The 22,662-nt window shown below is 59.9% G+C and carries 18 protein-coding genes; 16 read left to right on the top strand and 2 right to left on the bottom strand.

Annotated elements, in window-relative coordinates:
* Position 1 precedes the first annotated feature (1 nt).
* The gene (locus ACWUI2_RS13690) at positions 2 to 2,476 is read right to left on the bottom strand and encodes a PAS domain S-box protein (protein WP_486983414.1); all 2,475 of its coding nucleotides are present in this window, start codon (positions 2,474 to 2,476) and stop codon (positions 2 to 4) included.
* Between the two features lie 148 nt (positions 2,477 to 2,624).
* Positions 2,625 to 4,022 (bottom strand): hypothetical protein, encoded by a 1,398-nt coding sequence (locus tag ACWUI2_RS13685; protein WP_486983413.1) that lies wholly within the window; start codon positions 4,020 to 4,022, stop codon positions 2,625 to 2,627.
* 113 nt (positions 4,023 to 4,135) lie between these two features.
* Between ACWUI2_RS13685 and ACWUI2_RS13680 the strand changes: the two genes are divergently transcribed.
* From ACWUI2_RS13680 to ACWUI2_RS13605, 16 genes are all read left to right on the top strand, one after another.
* Positions 4,136 to 5,398: a Glu/Leu/Phe/Val family dehydrogenase gene (locus ACWUI2_RS13680; RefSeq protein ID WP_486983412.1), complete on the top strand. Its 1,263-nt coding sequence runs from the start codon at positions 4,136 to 4,138 to the stop codon at positions 5,396 to 5,398.
* Between the two features lie 259 nt (positions 5,399 to 5,657).
* Positions 5,658 to 6,686 carry a rod shape-determining protein gene (locus ACWUI2_RS13675; protein ID WP_486983411.1) on the top strand — a complete coding sequence of 343 codons (1,029 nt, stop codon included), beginning with the start codon at positions 5,658 to 5,660 and terminating at the stop codon, positions 6,684 to 6,686.
* A 226-nt stretch (positions 6,687 to 6,912) separates the two neighbouring features.
* Entirely contained in the window at positions 6,913 to 7,638 is a 726-nt protein-coding gene (gene mreC / locus ACWUI2_RS13670) for a rod shape-determining protein MreC (protein WP_486983410.1), read from the top strand.
* The gene (locus tag ACWUI2_RS13665) at positions 7,635 to 8,165 is read left to right on the top strand and encodes a hypothetical protein (RefSeq protein ID WP_486983409.1); all 531 of its coding nucleotides are present in this window, start codon (positions 7,635 to 7,637) and stop codon (positions 8,163 to 8,165) included. The genes mreC and ACWUI2_RS13665 overlap by 4 nt, the downstream gene beginning before the upstream one ends.
* Positions 8,162 to 10,063, top strand: a complete 1,902-nt coding sequence (gene mrdA / locus ACWUI2_RS13660) for a penicillin-binding protein 2 (RefSeq protein WP_486983408.1) — start codon at positions 8,162 to 8,164, stop codon at positions 10,061 to 10,063. Before ACWUI2_RS13665 ends, mrdA begins: the two co-directional genes overlap by 4 nt.
* A 435-nt stretch (positions 10,064 to 10,498) precedes the next feature.
* A complete protein-coding gene (locus tag ACWUI2_RS13655; RefSeq protein WP_486983407.1) occupies positions 10,499 to 11,680 on the top strand; it encodes a glycosyltransferase in 1,182 nt (393 codons plus the stop codon).
* On the top strand, positions 11,637 to 12,677 hold the full coding sequence (locus ACWUI2_RS13650) for a glycosyltransferase family A protein (RefSeq protein ID WP_486983406.1): 1,041 nt from the start codon (positions 11,637 to 11,639) through the stop codon (positions 12,675 to 12,677). The genes ACWUI2_RS13655 and ACWUI2_RS13650 overlap by 44 nt, the downstream gene beginning before the upstream one ends.
* Positions 12,678 to 12,982: 305 nt before the next feature.
* Positions 12,983 to 13,831 carry a glucose-1-phosphate cytidylyltransferase gene (gene rfbF / locus ACWUI2_RS13645; RefSeq protein ID WP_486983405.1) on the top strand — a complete coding sequence of 283 codons (849 nt, stop codon included), beginning with the start codon at positions 12,983 to 12,985 and terminating at the stop codon, positions 13,829 to 13,831.
* A 6-nt stretch (positions 13,832 to 13,837) separates the two neighbouring features.
* Entirely contained in the window at positions 13,838 to 15,034 is a 1,197-nt protein-coding gene (rfbG, locus tag ACWUI2_RS13640; RefSeq protein WP_486983404.1) for a CDP-glucose 4,6-dehydratase, read from the top strand.
* A gap of 17 nt (positions 15,035 to 15,051) precedes the next feature.
* On the top strand, positions 15,052 to 15,627 hold the full coding sequence (gene rfbC / locus ACWUI2_RS13635; RefSeq protein WP_486983403.1) for a dTDP-4-dehydrorhamnose 3,5-epimerase: 576 nt from the start codon (positions 15,052 to 15,054) through the stop codon (positions 15,625 to 15,627).
* 2 nt (positions 15,628 to 15,629) lie between these two features.
* Complete coding sequence (locus ACWUI2_RS13630; RefSeq protein ID WP_486983402.1) at positions 15,630 to 16,952, top strand: NAD(P)H-dependent oxidoreductase; 1,323 nt, start codon at positions 15,630 to 15,632, stop codon at positions 16,950 to 16,952.
* 29 nt (positions 16,953 to 16,981) lie between these two features.
* The gene (locus tag ACWUI2_RS13625) at positions 16,982 to 17,812 is read left to right on the top strand and encodes an ABC transporter permease (protein ID WP_486983401.1); all 831 of its coding nucleotides are present in this window, start codon (positions 16,982 to 16,984) and stop codon (positions 17,810 to 17,812) included.
* 19 nt (positions 17,813 to 17,831) lie between these two features.
* A complete protein-coding gene (locus tag ACWUI2_RS13620; protein ID WP_486983400.1) occupies positions 17,832 to 19,154 on the top strand; it encodes an ABC transporter ATP-binding protein in 1,323 nt (440 codons plus the stop codon).
* Positions 19,155 to 19,163: 9 nt separating this feature from the next.
* Positions 19,164 to 20,504: a glycosyltransferase gene (locus ACWUI2_RS13615; protein ID WP_486983399.1), complete on the top strand. Its 1,341-nt coding sequence runs from the start codon at positions 19,164 to 19,166 to the stop codon at positions 20,502 to 20,504.
* Positions 20,505 to 20,515: 11 nt separating this feature from the next.
* Complete coding sequence (locus ACWUI2_RS13610) at positions 20,516 to 21,580, top strand: NAD-dependent epimerase/dehydratase family protein (protein WP_486983398.1); 1,065 nt, start codon at positions 20,516 to 20,518, stop codon at positions 21,578 to 21,580.
* A complete protein-coding gene (locus ACWUI2_RS13605) occupies positions 21,581 to 22,645 on the top strand; it encodes an NAD-dependent epimerase/dehydratase family protein (RefSeq protein WP_486983397.1) in 1,065 nt (354 codons plus the stop codon).
* The last annotated feature ends 17 nt before the right edge of the window (positions 22,646 to 22,662 follow it).

Below are 22,662 nucleotides of genomic sequence, written 5' to 3'. Positions count from 1 at the left end.
GTCACCAATCAAGCCGGGTTTCCTCCGTCGCCGGACCGCCGCTCCGCTTGACGAACTCCTCCGGCTGAATCCCGGCGTCCCCGACGGCAAGGCCGACGACCTGTCGAATGGTGTCGGTCAACGTTTCCGAAGCGGTCGACTTCGTGACATACGCCGCGGCACCCGCGTCCAGAATCGCCGTGGCCATGTCCTCTTTCACATGCATGGAAAGCCCGACCACTTTAATTTCCGGTAATTTGGCGGCCAGCACCCGGGTGGCCTCGATCCCGTTCATCACCGGCATCGAAATATCCATGATCACCACATCCGGGCGCAAACGCTGGGCCAGTTTCAACCCTTCCAATCCGTTTTCAGCCTCGCCCACGACAATCATGTCTTCCTGTTCCCGCAGCAACTCGCGCAGACCTTGCCGCATGATTTTGTGGTCATCGACCAACACCAAACGCACTTGGTTACCGGAACCACGCTCTTCGCAATCGAGCGATGGCGTCTCTTGCGCGGCAACAGGGCGGCGGACGCCCATCGCCTCCTCCCCGAGCCCCTCGGCGGTCCTCGGCTCCAGGGGAGCGACCAGAGTCACCGCCGTGCCATTGCCCGGAGAAGTCTTGATCGTCAGCATCCCGCCGATGTGGTTGGTCCGTTCCCGCAGGCTGAATAACCCGAAACAATCCCCGGAATGCTTCCCGCCGGCCGCCGTCTCCTCCAAACTGAACCCGTTGCCGTGATCCCGCACCTCGATCTGGATCCGTTGCTTGCCAAGAGGTTGAACGGTCACATTGACCTGGTCGACTCCCGCGTGCTTGTAGCAGTTGAACAAAAGCTCGCGCACTGCCTGGAACAAGAAAACCCTTAAGTCGGGCGACGGGCAATCGACGCCCGGATCAGCGAATATCCGCACTTCCAACCGGTGTTTTTCCAACATGCGGCGCGCCAGCCATTCCAACGCAGGGATCAACCCGCCGTCATGCAGGACCGGAGGACTCAACTCCATCGTGATCGAACGGGAGGCCTTGATCGACTCTTCCAAAAGGCTTTCCACTTCCGCCAACGTGGTCGCGGAGGGTTCGTCGGTGATCCGGGCACGAACCCTCTCCATCCCCATTCGGGCGGCCACTAGAAGTTGCTGCAAGTGATCGTGCAAAATCTGCGCCAAACGGCGCCGCTCCTCCTGCTCCACCCGGGTCAACTGCAACGTCAACGCGCCGAGATGGTCCGCCCGTTGCCGCAACGCCTCGTTCAACCGGTTCAACTCCCCCTCCCGGTTCCGGCGCTCGGTGATGTCATGGTAAATGGTCAACAACAAGGTCGACTCTTCGACATCGAAGAGAGAATTGGAGAGCTGAAAAACCCGCCGGGACCCATCCCATAAAGTCAATTCCCGTTCGATCGACCCCGGCATTGTCCTCCGCGAGATTTTCTCCCGGTAGGAGGCTATCGCGGCTTCGGGATCGTCGTAGGTATAGACCACCGAAAAGAGTTTGCCGACCAACTCCTCGCGTGGTTTTCCGATCAACCGGCAATAGGCATCGTTGACCTGAAGAACGATGCCATCCCGATTGATCAGGCGCATCGCGTCCCGCGAGTTTTCCCAAACCAGCTGGAAACGGGTCTGGAGCCTGCGCAGCGCTTCTTCCGCCTTCTTCCGCCGCACGATATTTCGCCCCGCCACCAAAAAACCGCTCGGAACCATCGGATCGTCGTGCAACGCCGTCCCGAAACAAAGAAACGGCAAAAAACACCCGTCACTGCACCGGCACCGCACCTCCAACTCAAAATGGCCGTTGTTCCTCCATTCGCGCAGCGCTTCCACCGCGGCTTTCCGGTCATCCCGGTGGATCAGATCGAAAATCCTCCGCCCGGCCAATTCACCATGGCCATAACCAAACAGCCTCTCCCCAGCGGGACTGATGAAACGGACCACCCCTTTCAGGTCGATCTTGCAGATCATCTCCAGCACATGATCGGTCACCAGGGCAAAATCGTGCTGCAGATGGGCCAACCCTTGACTCGCCGTCCTCTCCCCCGCCCGCGATTCTTCCAGCGTCCCCGCCAGACGGTTCCGCTCCAAAACCACCGCCGCTTGTTCGGCCAAATCCTCCAATGCCCGCCAATCGGTGGGCGAACAGGCCCGCCCCTCCCGGGTTCCGAAAATCAGATAACCGGCCCGCCCGCCACCCGCCGGCACCGCCACCCCGGCCTGCAATGTCAGGCCTTTTTCTTCCGCGACGTCCGCCACGGCCGGAAAACAAGCCCGCATCGCCGCGGCATCGATCCGGGGGCCCGTGGGAAATTGCCAATCCGACTCCACGACATGCGCGACCGGACCATTTTCATGAAACAACAGGGGAAACGGATTATCCGGTTCCCGAACCAGGAGCCACACCGTCTCTCCCTGAAAGATCTGCCGCCCCAATCCCAGCAACCGCAGCAACGCTGGATCGGAAACCTCGCCGGCATATTGCAAATACTCTCTCATGCTCAATGAACGTGGAAGAAGACCGTATTCCCTCCGAAAAGGAAACGGCCTCCCATCTCCTCTTACTTTTTCTAAAGGTAGCGACTATAGAGCCAAAAATGGTTCTGGCAACGCCGAATCCGATTCTTTCAGCCCGGCGCCGCCTGGGTCACAAGCCGAAAACTTTCAGCACCGCCCCCCAGAAATTCGACCAAAACCGCCGGACCGAAAACGCGGCGCCCCGGGTCGAAATTTCCTGGCATAGAAACGCCCCGCCGCCCCCCCGGAACAGATCGTCGAACAACGGATTCCGCCCCCGGTAATACGCCCAAAACGTTTCCGCCCGGACCGAATGGTAGTGTAAATTCGGCGTAAATCCGATCGTCGAGTCCTGGTTGGTCCTCCGCGACCGCCCCCCGCCCTCCACCGAACCGAGTTTCTCCGCCCGCACCCCTCGCTTGCCGCAAACGATCAATCGACACGGGCCATGGAACTCGAAATAACGGAATTGGAACGTCACCCACGCGTGCACCGATAATATCCGCCAATGCCGGTCAATCCGGAGACGCTCCTCCGTCCGCGTCACTACCCCGGCCAAATGGCTCGGCCGCAACACCAACGTCGACCCCGCCGGCAGGTCGACCACCGAAAGCTCCGTCATCGCCTCCTCCTGGGTGGAAAACGTCACAGTCAATTCCTGTTCGCCTGTATTCACCATCTCCGTCAGCTCGATCAACCCGCAGGCCGCGCTGCTGAAAGGTATCCTCCAATCGAATACAAAGCGCGTCCGCCGCCGGAGCGCTTCATCCGAAGCCTGCAGGAATTTTTCCTTCAACACCGCCCGCTCCCCGGGCCCGACCACGACCTCCTGGGAAACCTGGCTCGGACGCGCCTCCAGTCTCCCGCAATCCTCCTCCCGCAACCGGATCGGCTGCCCGAGGCCGATCAACGGCGCCCAGAGATAAAAACAAAAGACTTTCCACAAGGTCGGCCCGCCAAAAAAAACCGCCGCCCCGATTACCAACGGTCCCCGCACCGCCGCCCAACCTTGGGAGGCATACGACAGAACCTCCGACTCCCCCGCTTCCAAACGCTCCCGTTCCCCGCGCAACTCCGCCAGCCGTTGGTCGAGATCCCGCAGATTCGTTTCCGCCGCCTCCAACCGCAGCATCACATCCCGCATCGACCACCCCATCTCCTCCTTCAAGTTCTCCGCCCGGGCGATCCGATCGCGTTCCCAATCCCGGTCTTCCCGCGACCGGAAGAGATTTTCCCAAAAACCGGTCAGCCGCTGGAGGTTCGCCAGCAACCGCTCCGCCCTCCGGTAACGCTCCTGGGCCAACTCCGCCTCGGCCCGAACCGCCTCCAACCGCTGCTCCGCCTCCTCGCGAAGCGCCGTCAGCCGTCCGTAAGTCTCCTGCAACGCCTCCAGCTGGCGCGCCCGGTCCAGCTCAAGATCGAGATGATCCCGCGCGTAAAAAAAGAGCGCGGCGCCAGTGACCGCCAAAACAAACAACAGCATCAGCGGCACCACCCGGCGCCACAGCCAGGACCCGAAATGTATCACCAGCAACCACACTGTTAATTTTTTATTTTTTTACCGATTTTGTTGCGTTTGACGTCACGATTTGCTCTCGTAGTTTATAGAGATCTTCGTTAAGTTTGTAAATCGATCCTTCCATGCACTCTCGTCTTTATAGCAGCGATATCTTCCGGATGGCTTGCCGTCAGTTCGACCTGGCCGCTGATATCATCAACCTCCCCGACACCGTCCGCGAACGGACTAAATACCCGAAGCGCAGCATGGCCGTCGCTTTGCCGGTCCGTCTCGACAGCGGGAAAATGGAAATGTTCGAAGGTTACCGGGTCCAGCACCACCTTTCGCTCGGTCCGACGAAGGGGGGCCTCCGGTTCCACCCGGCGGTGAACATCGGCGAAGTCGCCGCCCTCGCGATGTGGATGAGTTGGAAATGCGCCCTCGCCGGACTCCCCTACGGCGGAGCGAAGGGAGGAGTCGCCTGCGACCCGACCACCCTGAGCCCATCCGAACTGGAACGGCTCTCCCGGCGTTACATGCAGGAAATGATTCCGTTCGTCGGCCCGAATACCGACATCATGGCCCCCGACATGGGGACCAACGAACAGGTGATGGCCTGGATGATGGACACCTACTCCAACCATATCGGCAACTCAGTGCCCGCCGTCGTCACCGGCAAGCCGATCGCTGTCGGCGGCTCCGAGGGCCGCCGGGAAGCCACCGGTCGCGGAGTGGCCCACTTGGTCATCCGCACCCTCGAATCACTCGGCATCGCGGTGAGCGACGCGTCGATCGTGATTCAAGGTTTCGGAAACGTGGGATCCGAAGCCGCCGTCGCCCTCGACGAGTATGGTTGCAAAATCATCGGCATCAGCGACGTCACTGGCGCTTACCACAATCCCCGCGGCATCGACCTGAACGACGCCATCGCCCACGTCCGGTCCCATCGGAACCTCCACGACTGGAAGGGAGGCGAGCTGATTTCCGCCGACGATTTCCTTCAACTCAAGTGCACCGTGCTGGTCCCCGCCGCACTCGAACGAGTGATCACCGAAGAAAACGCCGGAAAACTCCGCTGTCGGATCCTGGCCGAGGCCGCGAACGGACCGACCACCAACGCCGCCGACCGGATCCTCGTCGAACGAGGCGACATCGAGGTCATCCCCGACATTCTGTGCAACTCCGGAGGCGTCATCGTCTCCTACTTCGAGTGGGTCCAGGATCTCCAAAGTATCTTCTGGAGTCGCGAAGAGGTTTTCCAACGGCTCTACGGCATTCTCGACCGGGCCCGCGAAAGCGTCTTGCGTCAACGGGAGAAATACAAACTTCCGCCCCGGCTCGCCGCCCTCACCCTCGGTGTCGGTCGCGTCGCCGACGCCAAAGCCTCCCGCGGTCTCTTCCCGTGATCCCCCTCTCCCGCCCGCTTTCCCGGCGGATGGTTAAAACTTGGTTAAAATGCCCGCGTCGCCGTCAGGCAGCGACCGGGCCGAGTTGATGCTTCCGCATGAAATTTTCCGTAACTTTCCTCGCCTGCCGCTGTCCTTTCGCATTCGATGACGATTTCGCCTCGCATCCGCGCGGCGTGGCGGCCAGCAAATTCCTTTGACAATTAAGCTTGCGGGAGGATGCTAGCCGGAATCGGGGCATCTTCAGCTTTCAAATGGTATGGCAGGCAAAATTTTCGGAGTTTTTTCCAACGACATAGGCATCGATCTCGGGACGGCGAACACCCTCGTCTACGCCAAGGACAAGGGGATTGTCCTGCGTGAGCCGAGCGTGGTCGCCATCAACTCCCACACCCGCAAAGTGATGGCCGTCGGTGCCGACGCCAAGCGGATGCTGGGCCGCACTCCTGGCAACATCACCGCCATCCGCCCGATGAAAGACGGCGTGATCGCAGACTTCGACATCACCGAAGCGATGTTGCGCTACTTCATCAAGAAGGTGAACAACAGCATGGTCGTCCCGCCTCGGGTCGTCGTCGCTGTCCCTTCCGGCATCACCGAAGTCGAAAAACGGGCCGTCCGCGAATCAGCCATCCACGCCGGCGCCCGCGAAGTCCTCCTTCTCGAAGAACCGATGGCCGCCGCCATCGGCGTCGGTCTCCCGGTCGACGAACCGGCCGCCAACATGATCGTCGACATTGGAGGCGGTACTACCGAGGTCGCCATCATCTCCCTTTCCGGCATCGTTTTCTCAAAAAGTATCCGGGTCGGCGGCGACGAAATCGACTCCGCCATCATCAATTACATGAAGCGGGCCTACAATCTCCTGATCGGAGAGCGGACCGCCGAAGAAATTAAAATCCGGATCGGCTCGGCCGCCGAACTCGAGGAGGAACTCACCCTCGAGGTGAAGGGGCGCGATTCCGTCGCCGGATTGCCCAAAACGTTGCACATCACTTCCCAGGAAATCCGCGAAGCCCTCGCCGATACCGTCAACGCGATCGTCGATCTGGTCCGGACCGCCCTCGAACGCTGCCCGCCGGAACTTTCCGCCGACTTGGTCGACCGCGGTTTCGTCCTCGCCGGAGGGGGGGCCATGGTCCGCAACATCGATCGGCTCCTCAGCGACGCCACCGGTCTGCCGGTCATCGTCGCCGACGACCCCCTCAGCGCCGTCGCCAACGGCACCGGCCTCGTCCTCGAGGATCTCAGCTTCGTCCTGGAACATGTCACCCATTATAAGAGTTGATCCCGCTTCCCCGCCGGGGGCGGTCCAACCCGCCCCCGCCTCAGGTTGATCCGGGATCCGGCTCTCTCCCTCGCCGCGCCTCCGCCCACGAATCACCCGATCCAAACCGTTGCAGAAGAAAAACTTTGTCCAGGCCAGACCATTCGCCGTCTTGGGCATTATTCTGCTCACTTGGCTTCTCTTTCCCCCTATTCTCAAATCCTGGCTCGAGTTGAGCTTTTTCCAGATGCAGGCACCCGCCGTGGTCGCCGGTTCGACCGTCCGTGACGTGCAGGATTACTGGGCTCTCCGCTCCAACTCCAAACCGGAGCTGATCGAAGGAATCCGGGATCTGGTCCGCCTCAACGCCGCCTACGAACTCCGCCTCCACGAAAGCGACCAACTCCGCCGCGAAGTCTCCCGCCTGGAGGAAATGCTCGGCCTCCCCTCCCTCCCCGGCTACCGCTACGAAGTCGCCCGCGTCGCCCGTCGCGACATGAATGGCTGGTGGCAACAAATGATCATCCGCAAGGGCGAAGCCGACGGTATCCGGGTCGGATACCCGGTTCTGTTCACCGGAGGAGTTGTCGGCCGGGTCCGCGAAGTCCAACGTCACACCGCCGTCGTCGATCTCGTTTCCAGCCAACATGTCCGCCTCGCCGCCACCATCGAAGGCGAAGAACGCCCGGTCAGTTATCAAGGAGGCATCAATCCTCCCATCCATCCTCCCCGCGGCCGGGTCGAATTTGTCCCTTCCGATATTTCCTTCGATCCCAACCGCCCCCGGAAACTCCTCACCTCCGGCCTCGGCGGCGTCTTCCCGCCCGGTTTTGTCATCGGCCAAATCGGCGGTCTCACCGCCAGCCCGGACGGACTTTTCCAATCCGGCGAAGTCGTTCTCGATCCCCGCCTCAACCGCCTCCGGGAGGTCGCGGTGCTGATTCCCCTCGATGAGGAGAAAAACGAGCGATGAATCCGAAGGTCCGCTGGATCCTCGTGCTTTTCTGCAACCTGCTGCTGATCTGGCTCGTCGGGGAACTCAACCACGGCCTGGCAATCTGGTCCCTCCACGTCTACCTCGGCGGTTTGCTCCTGGTCTTCGGGGTTTTCCACCTCGGCCTCAAACAGGGCCTTCTCGCCAACGGCCTCACCGCGCTCTTCCTCGACGCCGCCAATCCACTCCCTTTCGGCCACACATTCATCCTGATCCTCGTCCTCCACACCATCCTGTTCAGCCTCCGCGGCAATTTCGCCCGCGAAAGTCTCCGCTCCAACCTTCTGATCGCCATCTCCCTGAACCTGATCCTGATGACCGCCCTCGGCCTCTTCGCGGCCGGCGGACCCCATCCGGCCGCCGCCTATTGGGGACGCCTCGGCCTCGACCTGCTTCTCTCCACCATCGTCCTGGCGGTCGTCGCCCCGTGGTTTCTCGCCCTGCAAAGAACCGCTCTTGCCTTCGCCGGGGTCGATCTCGATGCTGAACAGAGAGAGACGGAATGAGCGTTGTCGAAAGCCATAAGAACTACGATCCGAGACTCCGGATTTTTTACGCGATGGTCCTCGCCATCGTCCTTCTTCTGCTGGGCGGACTCGCCAAACTCCAGCTCTTCCAAACCGAACAATACAGCGAACGGGAAAAACAACAAAACCAGCGCCGCGTCCTCTTCCCCGGACCCCGCGGTAATATCTTCGACCGCGAAGAACGGATCCTGGTCGGCAACCAACCCCGCTTTTCCGCCGTGGTCTACCTTGCCGAGCTACGGGCCGAATTCCGCCGCGAATACCTCACCCTTTTTCGCGAATACCGCCAGGCCGGCCTCGAAACCCGGGGGCAAAACCTCGAACTCAAAGCCCGCGCCGCGGTAGTCCAACGCTACCTCGATCAAATCAACGAAATCACCGGCCAAAACCGAACCGTCGACAGCCGCCAACTCAACCTTCACTTCCACCGGCGTCTCCTCCTTCCCTTCCCACTGGTCAGCGATCTTGAGCCCGACGAATACGCCCGCATCATCGAGCAAATCCCACTCGACTCCCGTATCCAGTTATTGACGACAAGCTCCCGCCATTATCCGCAAGGCGAAACCGCCGCCCATATCCTCGGCTTTGTCTCCTCCACCGACGACCTTCCCCGCGGCGACCTGCCGGGCGAACGGCTGATGACCTTCAACATTCACGGCAGCACCGGACGATCCGGCCTCGAACGCTCCTTCAACGAGCACCTGCAAGGGACCACTGGCAGCGAAATTTGGGTCGTCGACCCGAGCGGCTTCCGCTACGGCACCCCGATCTACCGCCGCCTTCCGGTCCAGGGGGGCGACCTGGTGACCAGTATCGACCTCGACCTGCAACGCGTCGCGGAACGCGCCATCGGCGCCCGCGTCGGCGCCGCCGTCGCCATGGACGTCCGCACCGGCGAAGTCCTGGCGATGGCCAGCAAACCGAATTACGATTTAAACGATTTTACCCCTTTTCTTCCCCGCGCCGTCTCCAACCGGATCGAAGAACAAGGGGGGTGGCTCGATCGGGCCACCCAAGGCGTCTATGCCCCCGGATCAACCTTCAAATTGATCACCGCGATGAGCGCCCTCCGGCAGGGGACCATCGATCTCCACACGACCTCCTACTGCGGAGGCCGCTACCAGGTCGGCCAACGATCCTTCCCCTGCCATTCGCGCGCCGGCCACGGAGAAATCGGCTTGATCGACGCGATCCGCACCAGCTGCAACGTTTACTTCTACGAGCATTCCCTCCCCACCGGCATCGAATCAATCGCCGCCGAGGCCCGTCTCTTCGGCCTCCACGAACCGACCGGCATCGAACTTCCCGCCGAAACCCGCCGGATGGTCGTCCCCGACCGGGCCTACAAACGGGAACGCCACGGAATGCCTTGGTTCCCCGGCGACACCGCCAACGTCTCCATCGGCCAAGGCGATCTCTTGGTCACCCCCCTCCAAATGGCCGCCTTCACCGCCTCCCTCGCCCGCGGAGAAACCCGCACCCGACCGACCCTTTTCCGCCAACCCGAAGGTCCGGCCTCCTGGCAACACGCCGACCCCATCGACCTCCCCGCCTCCTATCTCGACACCCTCCGGGCCGGCATGGAAGCCGCCGTGATGAACGGCACCGCCCGTTTCGCCCGCCTTCCCGACATCCGCGTCGCCGGGAAGACCGGCACCGCCCAGGTCCGCGCCCAAGGCGGCACGCTGCACCTGGCATGGTTTATTGGATACGCTCCCGCCGACGATCCCCGCATCGCCGTAGCGGTCATGCTCGAGGGCACCGAACTCGCCGACAATTACGCTGGAGGCACCACCGCCGCCCCGGTCGCCCGGGAACTGATGATCCAATACTTCGAAAAAAACCCGCCCGGCAACCCCCACGTCACGCTCCACTGAGATCGCGCCCGACTTCTCGCTCTCCCGCCGAGCTTCGCCACGCGAAATCAGTCTGAGGCAGGTTCGGCCCGAACAAATCGCTTGCAGATCCGTAGGGAAATGCCGCTTTCCCCGACGTTCGGCCCCGTTGTTTCCTAGCGGTTGATAAGGCGGTGCCCGATGGTTTACCGTCGATTCGTGGGGTAGGCTCTTTTTGGAACGTTTGTCTTCCGGCGACGCCCCTTCCGGTTCGTTTGTTCCGAAGCCATGCCCACGAATCACGACATCATCGTTCGGTCCCATCCCGGCGGCCGAGCCTGGCCCGCTGCGGCGCAACGTTCTGCACCCGTTGGACGAAAAATCGTGCATGTCAGCGCCTCCGAGAGATCCGGCGGTGCCGCCAGAGCCGCTTACCGACTTCACCATACCTTACGTGAGCGTGAGGTAGACTCGCGGATGTTCGTCCTTGAGAAGGAAACCGGAGAACCTGATACTATTCAATACCGGCCGACCCCTGCCGCGCTTCCCAGAATCCAACGGATCCTTCGGAAACATTTCCTCTACCGCGAACAAGCCCGTTACCACCCGACCCGTCCGGCCGGATGCGAACATTTCCGCGATGATCGGTCGCCTTTCGGGGGCGATCTCCTTCGGCAACTTCCCGACTCCGGCCTCCTGAATCTCCACTGGATCTCCGACTTCATCGATTATCGGAAATTCTTTTCGTTTGCGGGAAGCCGCCGACCCATCGTGTGGACCTTGCACGACATGAATCCGTTCACCGGAGGCTGCCACTACGATCTGGGTTGCGGCAAATTCCGGAACGAATGCGGCGCCTGTCCCCAGCTCGGTTCCACCGATCCGGCTGACCTCTCCCATGCGATCCATCGGCGAAAAGCGGACGCCTTGGCCCACCTGTCCCCCGAAAAAATCCGGATTGTAGCCGGGAGTCGCTGGATGGCAAGGGAAGCGGCCAACAGCAGTTTGTTCTCCCGTTTCGACATTCGCATCGTCCACTGCGGGATCGATCCGAAGACGTTTCGTCCGCGGGATGGAGCTTCCTTGCGCGCCGCTCTTGAGATCCCGCCGGAAAGTTTCGTGGTTTTGTTCGCCGCCGACCACCTGAGCAATCGCCGCAAAGGATTCTCCCTGCTCCTCGAAGCACTGCAAACTCTCCCCCCCGACACACCGCTTCACCTGCTCTCCGCCGGAAATGCCGAAGAGGGTTTCGAGACTCCTTTCCCACACATCCACCTCGGCCACATGTCCAGCGATACCTTGCTGTCGCTGTTCTACAGCGCGGGTGATTGTTTTATCATTCCATCAGTCCAGGAGGCTTTCGGTCTGACGGCTCTCGAAGCGATGGCTTGCGGCACCCCGGTCATCGGCTTCGCGGCGGGAGGAATCCCCGACATGATAATCGACGGACAAAATGGTCTGTTGGCCCCGGTCGGCGACGTCGCCGAACTGGCCCGGAAAATCCGTTGGATGATCGACCACCGCGACGCGCTTCCTCGGATGGGGGAAGCAGCCCGTCGCATCACTGTGGAACGGTTTTCCCTTCAACAACAAGCGACCTTGTATTCTAAAATTTATGACGAACTCGAAGACCTCTTCCCGTCCCCGGCGTCAGGCTGAGGCAAAGCCGAAAAAGGTGAAGCCGTCCGTGACTGTGGCGATCCCCACCGGAAACCGCCTCACCTACCTGCGTGAGAGTATCCGCGACGCATTGGATCAGGATTATGAAAACCTCGAGATTCTGATCTCCGACAACGGGTCCACCGACGGCACCCAACAATTCGTCGCCCCTATGGTCGACGCCGACCCTCGCCTCCGCTACCGACGCAACGAAACCCGGGTTCCGATCATCAGCCATTTCAACCAACTCCTCGCCGAAGCATCAGGGGAGTTCTTCGTACTGCTTTCCGACGACGATCGGATCAATCCATCCTTCATCCGGCACTTGGCCGATGGTCTGCTCCGCAACAACCGCGCCACCGTCGCCATTCCGGCGAACGCCGCCATCGACATCGAAGGTAACATCACGCACACACTCCCTCGCTCCCCGAGCCCGGTCCGGGAGGGTATCGATTTCACGATCGACTGGTTGTGGAATCACGACAATCTGCCGGTGTCGAACCTGGTCACGATCATGGCCCGAACGGAATCGATGCGGCGGCTACGCTACCAGCCTTTCACGTGCGGCTTTAATTCCGACAATCTTATTTTCCTCCAACTGGCGCTTGCCGGACAAGTGGTTTTCTGCCCGGAGGCCGTTTTCTACTTTCGCGCCCATCAGTTTCAACAGACTCAAAGAACGCCTTCGAATTCGATCGACGAAGCGGGCCGGGAATTCCGAAGATTCGTCCGCAAAGATCACGCTCTCCAGAACCTGATCCGGTCGCACCACCCCGCCAAACAACGACTGATTTTGGATGGAGTGGATCAAATGACCGCCGAAGCCTACCTGGAGTCCATCAACTTCTTCGAGCGGCCGGGCGATCTCGAAACCATCAAACAACTGATCACCGCCCGGTTCAATCCGGCCTTGGTTCGAACCGTCCTCCGGTTCTATTACAAAGCCTTGCGGGCCCGACTGAATCGGAATCCACCCGAAGTCTCCAGCAATCCGTAGCCCGGGGCCGGTCATGCGGCTTTGCCCCAGGGTTTCTAGGCAATCTTTCGCAACAGCGGAAGGGGAGGAACCCCGATTGAAAGCCGTCTCCACCTCTTGTATTCTCTTTCGCGGACCGAGGGAGCAGGCGAAAGCCGGCTCCGAACTGAAACTTCAACGTCTCAGTCTCCCGATTTTTATGACTCTCAAGAAACAACCCGAGAGGGGAAGTGACGGGGCGAAGCCTGCTCGAAATCAGGATGGGCCGCCTCGCGGAATCGAAATCTAACCACACGAACCACCAACCATCTCTCCTGAGAAATATTATGAAAGTAGTGATCCTATGTGGAGGCAAAGGCACCCGGTTACGCGAAGAAACCGAGTTCCGCCCAAAACCAATGCTGCCGATCGGCAACCGTCCGATCCTCTGGCACATCATGAAAATCTACGCCCACCATGGCTTTAAAGAGTTTATTCTCTGCCTCGGTTACAAGGGTGATATCATCAAGGACTATTTCCGCAACTACATCTGGAATACCTGCGATATCACCCTCCAACTCGGCCATAAACCGGACGCCAAATTTCACAACGGCCACACCGAGGAAGATTGGAGCGTCACCCTCGCCGAGACCGGAGAAAACTCCATGACCGCCTACCGGCTCCGCCAGGTCGAGAAATACCTCGGCGATGACGAGGAGTTCCTCTTCACCTACGGCGACGGCGTCGGCCCAATGAACATTCCGGCATCCATCGACCACCACCGGGCCTCCGGCAAAGCAGTCACCCTCACCGCGGTCCATCCCCCCGGGCGCTTTGGCGAACTGGCAATGCGCCGGGGAACCGAGGTGAGCGGGTTCAACGAAAAACCGCAAGTCGAAGGCGGCTACATCAACGGCGGCTACATGGTCTGCAATCGCGAGATCTTCAACTATCTGCCGGACGACCCGAACATGATGCTCGAACAGGATCCGCTCCGCAATCTCAGCGCCGACGGCAAACTGAACGCCTACCTTCACACGGACTTCTGGCAGCCGATGGATACCTACCAGGAGTTCCTGATGCTCAACCGGATGTGGGACGCCGGCAAAGCGCCCTGGAAAATCTGGGGCCGCGAGGAGAAAGCCTGTCACACCGAAGCCTTCCCCACGCGGCTCGCCCAAACCGGCGTCGTCTGACCGACCATGAATACGATTCCTTACGCACGCACCACCCTTCCGGGGCTGGAGGATTTTTATCGGGGTCGACGAGTTCTCGTCACCGGGCACACCGGCTTCAAGGGTGCCTGGCTCTGTGAGTGGCTCCTGATGCTCGGGGCCGACGTCGCCGGACTCTCACTCGAACCGGACACCGACCCGTCCCTGTTCCGTCAACTCGGACTTGAAAAACGGATGCGCCATCAAATCGGCGACGTCCGCGACGGACGGGCGGTCGCACGGCTCTTGGACGATTGGCAGCCGGACGTCGTCTTCCACCTCGCGGCCCAGCCGCTGGTGCGACGTTCCTACACCGATCCGGTGGAAACTCTGGAGGTCAACTTTCTCGGCACCCTCCGGGTCCTGGAGGCATTGCGGATCCGGAATCGTCCTTGCTCGGCGGTGATGATCACCACCGACAAATGCTACGAAAACACCGGCGTCAAACACGGCTACCGCGAGGATGACAAACTCGGGGGCCACGACCCATACAGCTCCAGCAAAGCCTGCGCCGAACTGGCGGTCAGTTCTTATCGCCGCTCCTTCTTCGGCGGGGAGGATGATCAACCGGGACCAGTCAGAGTGGTCACCACCCGCGCGGGCAATGTCATCGGAGGTGGCGATTGGGCCGCCGACCGGATCGTTCCGGATTGTATCCGGCATTTAATGACGAATACTCCGATTCCGGTCCGCAACCGCCATGCGATCCGCCCCTGGCAACATGTTCTGGAACCACTCGGCGGTTATCTCCATCTCGGCGCACGGATCCATCCGGACAACGACTCCGAGCAGACCGCGGACCACCGGGAGATGGACGCCTTCAATTTCGGTCCCGACTATTCATCGGAACGGACCGTGAAGGAACTCGTCGAGGAACTTCTCCTCCATTGGCCGGGCGACTGGACCGACTACTCGCCGGAATTCGCCCCCCATGAAGCGGCCCTTCTCACCTTGGACATCAGCAAGGCCACCCGGTTGCTCGGTTGGCGTCCACAATGGTCGTTCGAGCAAACCATCGAACAGACCGCTACCTGGTACCGCGCCGCCGCGAGTGGCAACGCCACGGAGATCGCCGCCATGACCCGCGATCAAATCGAAACCTACATGAGCGACGCCTTCGCTCCGGCGGTGATGCCGAACCGAATCCGACGACCGAACGCCGAAGAATATCTCAAACCTGCCTGATCTCTCATCCTTACATCATGAAGTTTATTCCAACCGAAATCGAGGGGGCGTTCATTATCGAATGCGACCCGAAGAGCGACGAACGCGGCTTCTTCGCGCGGGCATTCTGTTCCCGCGAATTCGAAGAGCACGGCCTGAACCCGCGGGTGGCGCAATGCAATATCTGCGTGAACCGAGGCAAAGGAATCCTGCGGGGAATGCACTACCAGGTCGCACCCGCCCTCGAATCGAAATACGTCCGATGCCTCCGCGGCGCGATCTTCGACCAAATCGTCGACCTCCGGCCGGAATCCCCGACGTTCCTTAAACATGTCGGCGTCGAACTGACCGCCGACAATCGCCGGGCCCTCTACGTTCCCCCGATGTGCGGCCACGGCTACCAGACCTTGACCGACGACGCCGAAGTCTTCTATCAGACAGGTGCGTTCTACTCCCCCGAACACGAGCGCGGCGTCCGCTATGACGATCCGTCACTCAAGTTGTCCTGGCCTCTGCCAGTCGAATCCATTTCCGAAAAAGACGCCAACTGGCCGTTGCTCGGTCAAACCATCGAAGCCCCAGTCGACGTTCGAACCGCACAAAACATCGTCTAACCATGTTGCTCATCGATACAGCACTCGCCCGGCGCGCCGCGCAGAACCGCCCGATCCGCGCCGGAATCGTCGGCGCCGGCACCCTCGGCACCGCCATCGTCCACCAGATCATGCGGCACACCCCGGGAATCACCGTGGCCGCCCTCTCCAATCGCCATCTCGAACGAGCGCAACGAGCGTTCGCCCAGGCAGAAGTCACCGAATTCTCCAACGTCCGGACCGTCCCGGAACTCGAACAAAATATCGCCGCCGGCATTCCTTGCTGCACCGACGACCCCTCCCTCCTGTGTGAGGCGGAAGGGATCGACGTGATCCTGGAAGTGACCGGTACGATCGACTTCGCCAGCCGCATCTGCCTCGACGCCTTCGCTCACGGAAAGCCAGTCATTCTCGTCAACGCCGAACTGGAAGCGACTCTCGGCCCGATTTTGAAAAAACGAGCCGATGACGCCGGAGTTCTCTTCAGCGGTTCCGACGGCGACCAACCGGGTGTCACTCTCAATCTCCACCGCTTCGTCCGCGGCATGGGGCTTACTCCCCTCCTCTGCGGAAACATCAAGGGCCTCCAGGACCCCTACCGGACCCCTGCCACCCAGGCAGAGTTCGCTCGCAAATGGGATCAAGGGGCGAATATGGTCACCAGCTTCGCCGATGGCACCAAGATTTCCTTCGAGCAGGCGGCTATCGCCAACGCCACCGGGATGACCGTCACCCGCCGCGGGATGATCGGCCGCGACTTCTCCGGCCACGTCGACGAGCTCACCTCCGCATACGACGCGGACGAACTTGAACAAATCGGAGGTGCGGTCGATTACGTGGTTGGCGCGAAACCCGGTCCGGGCGTCTTCATCTTCGCCAAGTCCGACGACCCATTCGTCCGAAAAAACCTCAAACTCTACAAACTCGGCGACGGTCCGCTCTACAGTTTCTATATTCCTTATCATCTCTGCTTCCTGGAGATCCCGAACTCAATCGCCCGGGTGGTCGACTTCCGGGACCCGGTCATGGCCCCCCTCGGCGCCCCTTCGGTGGAGGTGATCGCCCTGGCCAAAAGGGACCTGAAAGCCGGCGAAACTTTGGACGGCATCGGGGGCTACACGATTTACGGACAGGCGGAAAAGGCGGCGGTTGCCCGCTCCGAAAACCTCCTCCCGATGGGATTGGCGGAAGGCTGCCGCGTGGTTCGCGATATTCCCCGCGACACAGTCTTGACCTTTGACGACCTGGAAGTCCCTCCCGGACGCCTCTGCGACCGTCTGTGGCAGGAACAATGCGCCCTCCTGCCGACCCCGGCGATTACCGAGCCGTTGCCGCAAGCGATCTAATTCCCTCCGGCCTTCGTTTGCGTATTCAAATGTCAACGACCGTTCCGCACTTCATTCTCAAACCCAGGACTGGATGGCAACTAATCGATTGTCGGGAATTGGTCCACTACCGCGACCTATTCTACTTCCTCGTCTGGCGGGATATCAAAGTTCGCTACGCGCAGTCCGTCCTGGGCATCGGATGGGCGGTGATTCAGCCGGTTTTCGCGATGATCATTTTCACGATCATCTTCGGACGACTGGCCAACATCGGTTCCGATGGCGTTCCATACGCCATCTTCAGTTTCACCGCGATGGTTCCGTGGGCCTACTTCTCCAATGCGATGACCGACTCAAGTTCGAGCCTGGTCACCAGCGCGGAGATGCTGAAAAAGATCTACTTTCCTCGTATCATGATTCCGCTTACGGCGGTCATGGCGAAGCTGGTCGATTTCACCATCGCCTTCATTCTTCTGCTGATCCTGATGCCGTTCTTCGGAGTCATGCCGACTTGGAACGTCGTTTTCCTTCCAGTATTGATCCTGCTGATGACCTTGACGGTCGCCGGAATCGGCATGTGGCTCACCGCCCTGGCGATTCAGTTCCGCGACGTCCGCTACGGCATGAACTTCGCCGTGCAACTCCTGATGTACGCGTCCCCGGTCGTTTACTCCGTGACTTTGATCCCGGAACACCTCCGGCTCTTTTACGCTATCAACCCGCTGGTGGGGGTGATCGAGGGATTCCGGTCGGCCCTTCTCGGCACCAACCCGATGCCGTGGGATTACATCGCCTTGGGAGCGATAGTCGCCACCGGTCTCTTCGTCTCCGGCGCATTCTACTTTCGTCGCATGGAGCGCGTCTTCGCCGACGTGGCATGAGCGCCCATCTTCAAAACCTATGACTCCGACCGCGATTCGAGCCGAAAACCTGAGTAAATGCTTCCGCCTGGGACTCCGGGAGGAGATCTCCGACTCGCTGGTTTCGGCCAGTTTAAAATGGGCGAAACAACCGCTCCGCAACTTCCGCTACCTGCGAAGCCTCAGTCGATTCTCCGAAGCGGAGTCGCAGAATCCCGACGTGCTTTGGGCCTTGCGCGACGTCAATTTCGAAATTAAACGGGGGGAAGTCGTCGGCTTCATCGGAAGAAACGGCGCGGGCAAAAGCACGTTACTCAAAGTCCTCTCCCGAATCACCGATCCTTCGCGGGGACAGGTGGAAGTATTCGGACGCGTATCCAGTTTGTTGGAGGTCGGGACTGGTTTTCATCCGGAACTAACCGGTCGGGAGAACGTTTATCTCAACGGCACGATCCTCGGAATGAAGAAACGGGAGATCGACCAGAAGTTCGACGAAATTATTGATTTCTCCGGAGTCCGGCGGTTCATCGACACGCCCGTCAAACGCTATTCCTCGGGGATGATGGTTCGACTTGCCTTCGCCGTCGCCGCTCATTTGGAACCCGAGATCCTGATCGTCGACGAAGTCCTGGCGGTCGGCGACGCCCAGTTTCAGCAAAAGAGCATCGGCAAAATGCAGGACGTCGCCCGGGGCGATGGCCGGACCGTGCTCTTCGTCAGTCACAACATGGGGTGCATCGAACGCCTCTGCCAAAAGGTGATCGTGATGGAGGAAGGCCGGATCAAGATGATCACCGACCCGAAAACCGGCATCCGCGAATACCTGAAACAATGCAGCGAGTCAGTCGACGGAAGTGATATTCGCAACCTGCCACGCGAGGGCGATGGTCGGATCCGTATCAACGGTTTTCGTTTGATGGAGCCGACCGGCGACGAGATCGGAGCCGCCCTCTCCGGCGGTGACCTTTCCCTCGCCATCGGCTACGAATCCGAAGCCTCCGAAATCCGCGGCAACATAGCGGTCGGGGTCAGCGTCCATGCTCTTAATGGCGACCCACTCTTCACCCTTTACAATTACCACACCGGGGACCAGTTCCACCACCTCGACTCCAACGGCGAATTCCATTGCCGCATCCGGCGCCTGCCCTTGAATCCGGGCCGCTACCTCGTTTACGCCCGTGTCGAGTGGGACGCCGACCTGTGCGACTTTCCAACCGAACCGATCGCCTGTTTCGAAGTGGAAGCGGGGGATTTCTATGGAACCGGTAAAGTAACCACCGACCGGGCCTGGTTCCCGTTCAATGTCGACGCCGATTGGAGTTACGCCGGAGGACTTCCCCGGCCATTCACCTCCATCTCCTGAACAGCCACCATGAAAGCAACCGCACCAACCGACGCCCAACCGAGCCCTGCCCCCGGCAGCTTGCTCATCGTCGAAGAAGCGTTGCACACCCTGAAGGGACACTGGTTTGAATACATTCAATCCATCCGCGACGCCTGCCGCGATCGAGGAGATTCCGTATCGGTGATCGCCCACCGTGAGGCCGATCCGATAATTCTCAAAGATTTAAACGCCCTTCCGATCCTGCCGCGATCGGCTTGGGACCGCCGCCAGGATCATCCCAATCCGATCCTTCGTTATCTCGGAGTTTTCCGCCACAACTGGAGCTTATTCCGCGCGGTAGATGCCTATCTGCGCGACTCGCGGAAAAACGACACCATTCTGGCCCCCACCATCCTTATCCATCACTTGATCGCTTGGTCGATCCTCGCCACTAAGTACCGAAAGTCCAAATACAATCGGCTGGTTCTCTTCTTCGTCAACGGCCAGGGCGTTTATCAGGGCCCGCACACCGCCCCCCGTTTTCCCCGGAATCCGAAAACCGCGATGTTCCGCTTCTTCCTCCGCCGACTCCGTCCGCTGGTCGAGACGGGCGAAGTGATACTGGCAGCGGAAACCGAAGGTATGGCCCGCGAGTATCAAAATTTTTGCGGCCTCCCCTTCCGGCTCCTTCCCCACCCGGTTCGATTTCCCGAGGTGAAACCCCGCCGTCCATCCCTCGATGAAAGCGGTCACCGCCTCACGTTCTCGTGTTTCGGTTTCGCCCGCCATGAAAAAGGTTCCGACCTTCTGCAGAACGCCATCCTGGCCATTCGCCAAAAACACCCCGACCGAGACATTCGGTTTGTGGTGCAATGGGTTGACGACTTCCCGATGCCCGATGGCACACCAGTCACTCGTGATCCATTCCTGTTGAACGATCCGGCTGTGACCTTCGTTACTCAAGCGGTCGATGGAGCACGCTACCGGCAATACCTCGCCGAAACCGACGCTATGATTCTCCCGTATCGGGTGAACTCCTATTACGCCCGCGTCTCCCGGGTCGCCATCGAGGCCGCGATTTCCGGCATTCCACTCGTTTACACCCAAGGAACCTGGATGGAAGAAATGGCCCGCGAGTTCGCCGCCGGCATCGGTTTTCAAAACGAGGACGTGGATAGCCTGGTCGACGCGATTCTCCGGATGGCCGACCAGATTACATCATTTCAAGCGAGCGCCGAAGAGCGCCGACACGCCGCACGGAAACAATATTCACCGGATCAATTCCGAACCCGACTCCTCGCGAACCCGGCGCCTTCTCTCCTACGTGGCGAGGCCAACCGCGCACGGTCAAACGATTCATTACTCAATCCCGCGATCCATCGCTCCTGAACCTTCCTCTCATGAAAAAAATACTCGTCACTGGCTCCTCCGGACTGATCGGCTCGGAAGTCTGTTCGTATTTCCACGAACAAGGTTTTCAAGTCTTCGGTCTCGACAACAACCAACGAAAAAAATTCTTCGGACCGCAGGGAGACACCCGCTGGAATCAGCAGCGATTGATCTCCTCGCTGCCGAATTTCGTCCACACGGAGGCCGACATTCGCGACCGCTCCGCCGTCGACGATTTACTTCGCAAAACTCGTCCCGACCTGATCGTTCACACCGCCGCCCAACCGTCCCATGACCTGGCCGCAAAAATTCCGCTGGTCGATTTCGACATCAACGCGGTCGGCACGGTGAATCTCCTGGAAGCCGCCCGCAACCATTGCCGGGAGTCGCCCTTCATCCACATGTCGACCAACAAGGTCTACGGCGACCGGCCCAACCGAATCAAACTCAAGGAACTCAAAACCCGTTGGGAATTCGATGATCCCGCTTTTAACCACGGCATCGCCGAGAACTTTCCCACCGACCAATCCCTTCACTCCCTCTTTGGCGCCTCGAAGGCGGCCGGCGACCTGATGGTCCAGGAATACGGACGATATTTCAACATGCCGACCTGCTGTTTGCGTGGCGGCTGTCTGACCGGTCCGCACCACAGTGGAGTCGAATTGCACGGTTTCCTCAGCTACCTGATCAAATGCAACTTGGAGGGACGGGAATATCAGGTCTACGGATACAAAGGCAAACAAGTCCGGGACAACATCCATGCCCTTGATGTGGTGCGATTCATGCATGCCTTCTTCGAAAACCCGCGACCCGGCGAAGTTTACAATCTCGGTGGTGGCAAGGAGAACTCGTGTTCGATTCTGGAAGCCTTCGATCTGGTCGCCCAATGTTCGGGCCGAGAACAAATCTACACCTATCGCGACGAACACCGGATCGGAGATCACATCTGCTACTACAGCGACCTCCGAAAGATGAAATCCCATTATCCCAAATGGAGTATCACCGTTCCGCTGGAGGAGATCATTCGCCAGATAACCGAAGCATGGCAAACCCGCACCTCTCTCGCGGCCGTCTGAATGAGGTTTCTGATCACCGGAATAGCCGGCTTCGCCGGAAGCACCTTGGCCCGGGCCTTGATCGAGGCGACCGACGGCATCGAGATTATCGGACTCGATAACTTCAGCCGATCCGGGAGCGAGCGCAATCGCTCGGGATTGACGGCCCTCGGCGTTCGGATTCTCCATGGAGACATTCGGAATCCATCCGACCTCGAAGTCCTTCCCAATGTCGATTTCGTCATCGACGCCGCCGCCAACCCCAGCGTCTTGGCCGGAGTTGACGGGCGTACCAGCAGCCGGCAATTGATCGAGCACAACCTCTGGGGGACCGTCAATCTTCTCGAATTCTGCAAAGCCCGGAAAGCCGGTTTCATCCTGCTCAGCACCAGCCGGGTCTATTCCATCCAACCGCTGAACGACATCAAATACGAGGTCAACGACCACCGCTTTCATCCAGTGGAAAATTCCTCCTTTCCGCCCGGTCTCAGTCCTGCCGGAATCGACGAGTCCTACCCGACCCAACCGCCGCTCTCCCTGTATGGCACAACCAAACTCGCCTCCGAGCAACTCGCCCTCGAATACGGATCGGCTTTCGATTTTCCCGCTTGGATCAACCGCTGCGGCGTCCTTGCGGGTGCCGGACAATTCGGACGTCCGGACCAAGGCATCTTCTCGTATTGGATTCACTCATACCGCGAGAAGCGGCCGCTTCGTTACATCGGTTTTGGAGGAAACGGACATCAGGTCCGCGACTGCCTCCATCCCCGCGATCTCGTTCCGGCAATCCGCCGACAACTGGAAGGACCGCAGACGAGCGAACGAGTCTTCAATTTCAGCGGGGGAATCCGCAATTCAATGTCGCTTCGCCAATTGACCGATTGGTGCGAGGCCCGTTTCCCCGGGGGTAATGTCGCCTCCGATCCGGCGCCCCGCGAATTCGACATTCCCTGGATGGTCCTCGACCATGGGCGTGCCAACCGCGAACTGAATTGGCAGCCGCAAACCTCCATCCGGGAAATTCTCCATGAAATCGCCGAGCATGCCGCCAGCCATCCGGACTGGCTCACTGTCTCCGGCGCTTAACCGTCTCCCAGTTCATC

This window comes from Verruconatronum alginivorum (assembly GCF_056590205.1).
Note: the sequence above shows the minus strand (reverse complement) of the source record. Positions and strands in the feature narration are given on the sequence as shown.

Bases quoted from the DNA above. Each gene is read 5' to 3' on its own strand.
- ACWUI2_RS13680 (WP_486983412.1), top strand. From the start codon at position 4,136: ATGCACTCTCGTCTTTATAGCAGCGATATCTTCCGGATGGCTTGCCGT.
- ACWUI2_RS13665 (WP_486983409.1), top strand. From the start codon at position 7,635: ATGAATCCGAAGGTCCGCTGGATCCTCGTGCTTTTCTGCAACCTGCTG.
- rfbG (WP_486983404.1), top strand. From the start codon at position 13,838: ATGAATACGATTCCTTACGCACGCACCACCCTTCCGGGGCTGGAGGAT.
- mreC (WP_486983410.1), top strand. From the start codon at position 6,913: ATGCAGGCACCCGCCGTGGTCGCCGGTTCGACCGTCCGTGACGTGCAG.
- ACWUI2_RS13615 (WP_486983399.1), top strand. From the start codon at position 19,164: ATGAAAGCAACCGCACCAACCGACGCCCAACCGAGCCCTGCCCCCGGC.
- mrdA (WP_486983408.1), top strand. From the start codon at position 8,162: ATGAGCGTTGTCGAAAGCCATAAGAACTACGATCCGAGACTCCGGATT.
- ACWUI2_RS13630 (WP_486983402.1), top strand. From the start codon at position 15,630: ATGTTGCTCATCGATACAGCACTCGCCCGGCGCGCCGCGCAGAACCGC.
- ACWUI2_RS13620 (WP_486983400.1), top strand. From the start codon at position 17,832: ATGACTCCGACCGCGATTCGAGCCGAAAACCTGAGTAAATGCTTCCGC.
- ACWUI2_RS13650 (WP_486983406.1), top strand. From the start codon at position 11,637: ATGACGAACTCGAAGACCTCTTCCCGTCCCCGGCGTCAGGCTGAGGCA.
- rfbC (WP_486983403.1), top strand. From the start codon at position 15,052: ATGAAGTTTATTCCAACCGAAATCGAGGGGGCGTTCATTATCGAATGC.
- ACWUI2_RS13655 (WP_486983407.1), top strand. From the start codon at position 10,499: ATGTTCGTCCTTGAGAAGGAAACCGGAGAACCTGATACTATTCAATAC.
- ACWUI2_RS13675 (WP_486983411.1), top strand. From the start codon at position 5,658: ATGGCAGGCAAAATTTTCGGAGTTTTTTCCAACGACATAGGCATCGAT.
- ACWUI2_RS13690 (WP_486983414.1), bottom strand. From the start codon at position 2,476: ATGAGAGAGTATTTGCAATATGCCGGCGAGGTTTCCGATCCAGCGTTG.
- ACWUI2_RS13605 (WP_486983397.1), top strand. From the start codon at position 21,581: ATGAGGTTTCTGATCACCGGAATAGCCGGCTTCGCCGGAAGCACCTTG.
- ACWUI2_RS13625 (WP_486983401.1), top strand. From the start codon at position 16,982: ATGTCAACGACCGTTCCGCACTTCATTCTCAAACCCAGGACTGGATGG.
- ACWUI2_RS13610 (WP_486983398.1), top strand. From the start codon at position 20,516: ATGAAAAAAATACTCGTCACTGGCTCCTCCGGACTGATCGGCTCGGAA.
- rfbF (WP_486983405.1), top strand. From the start codon at position 12,983: ATGAAAGTAGTGATCCTATGTGGAGGCAAAGGCACCCGGTTACGCGAA.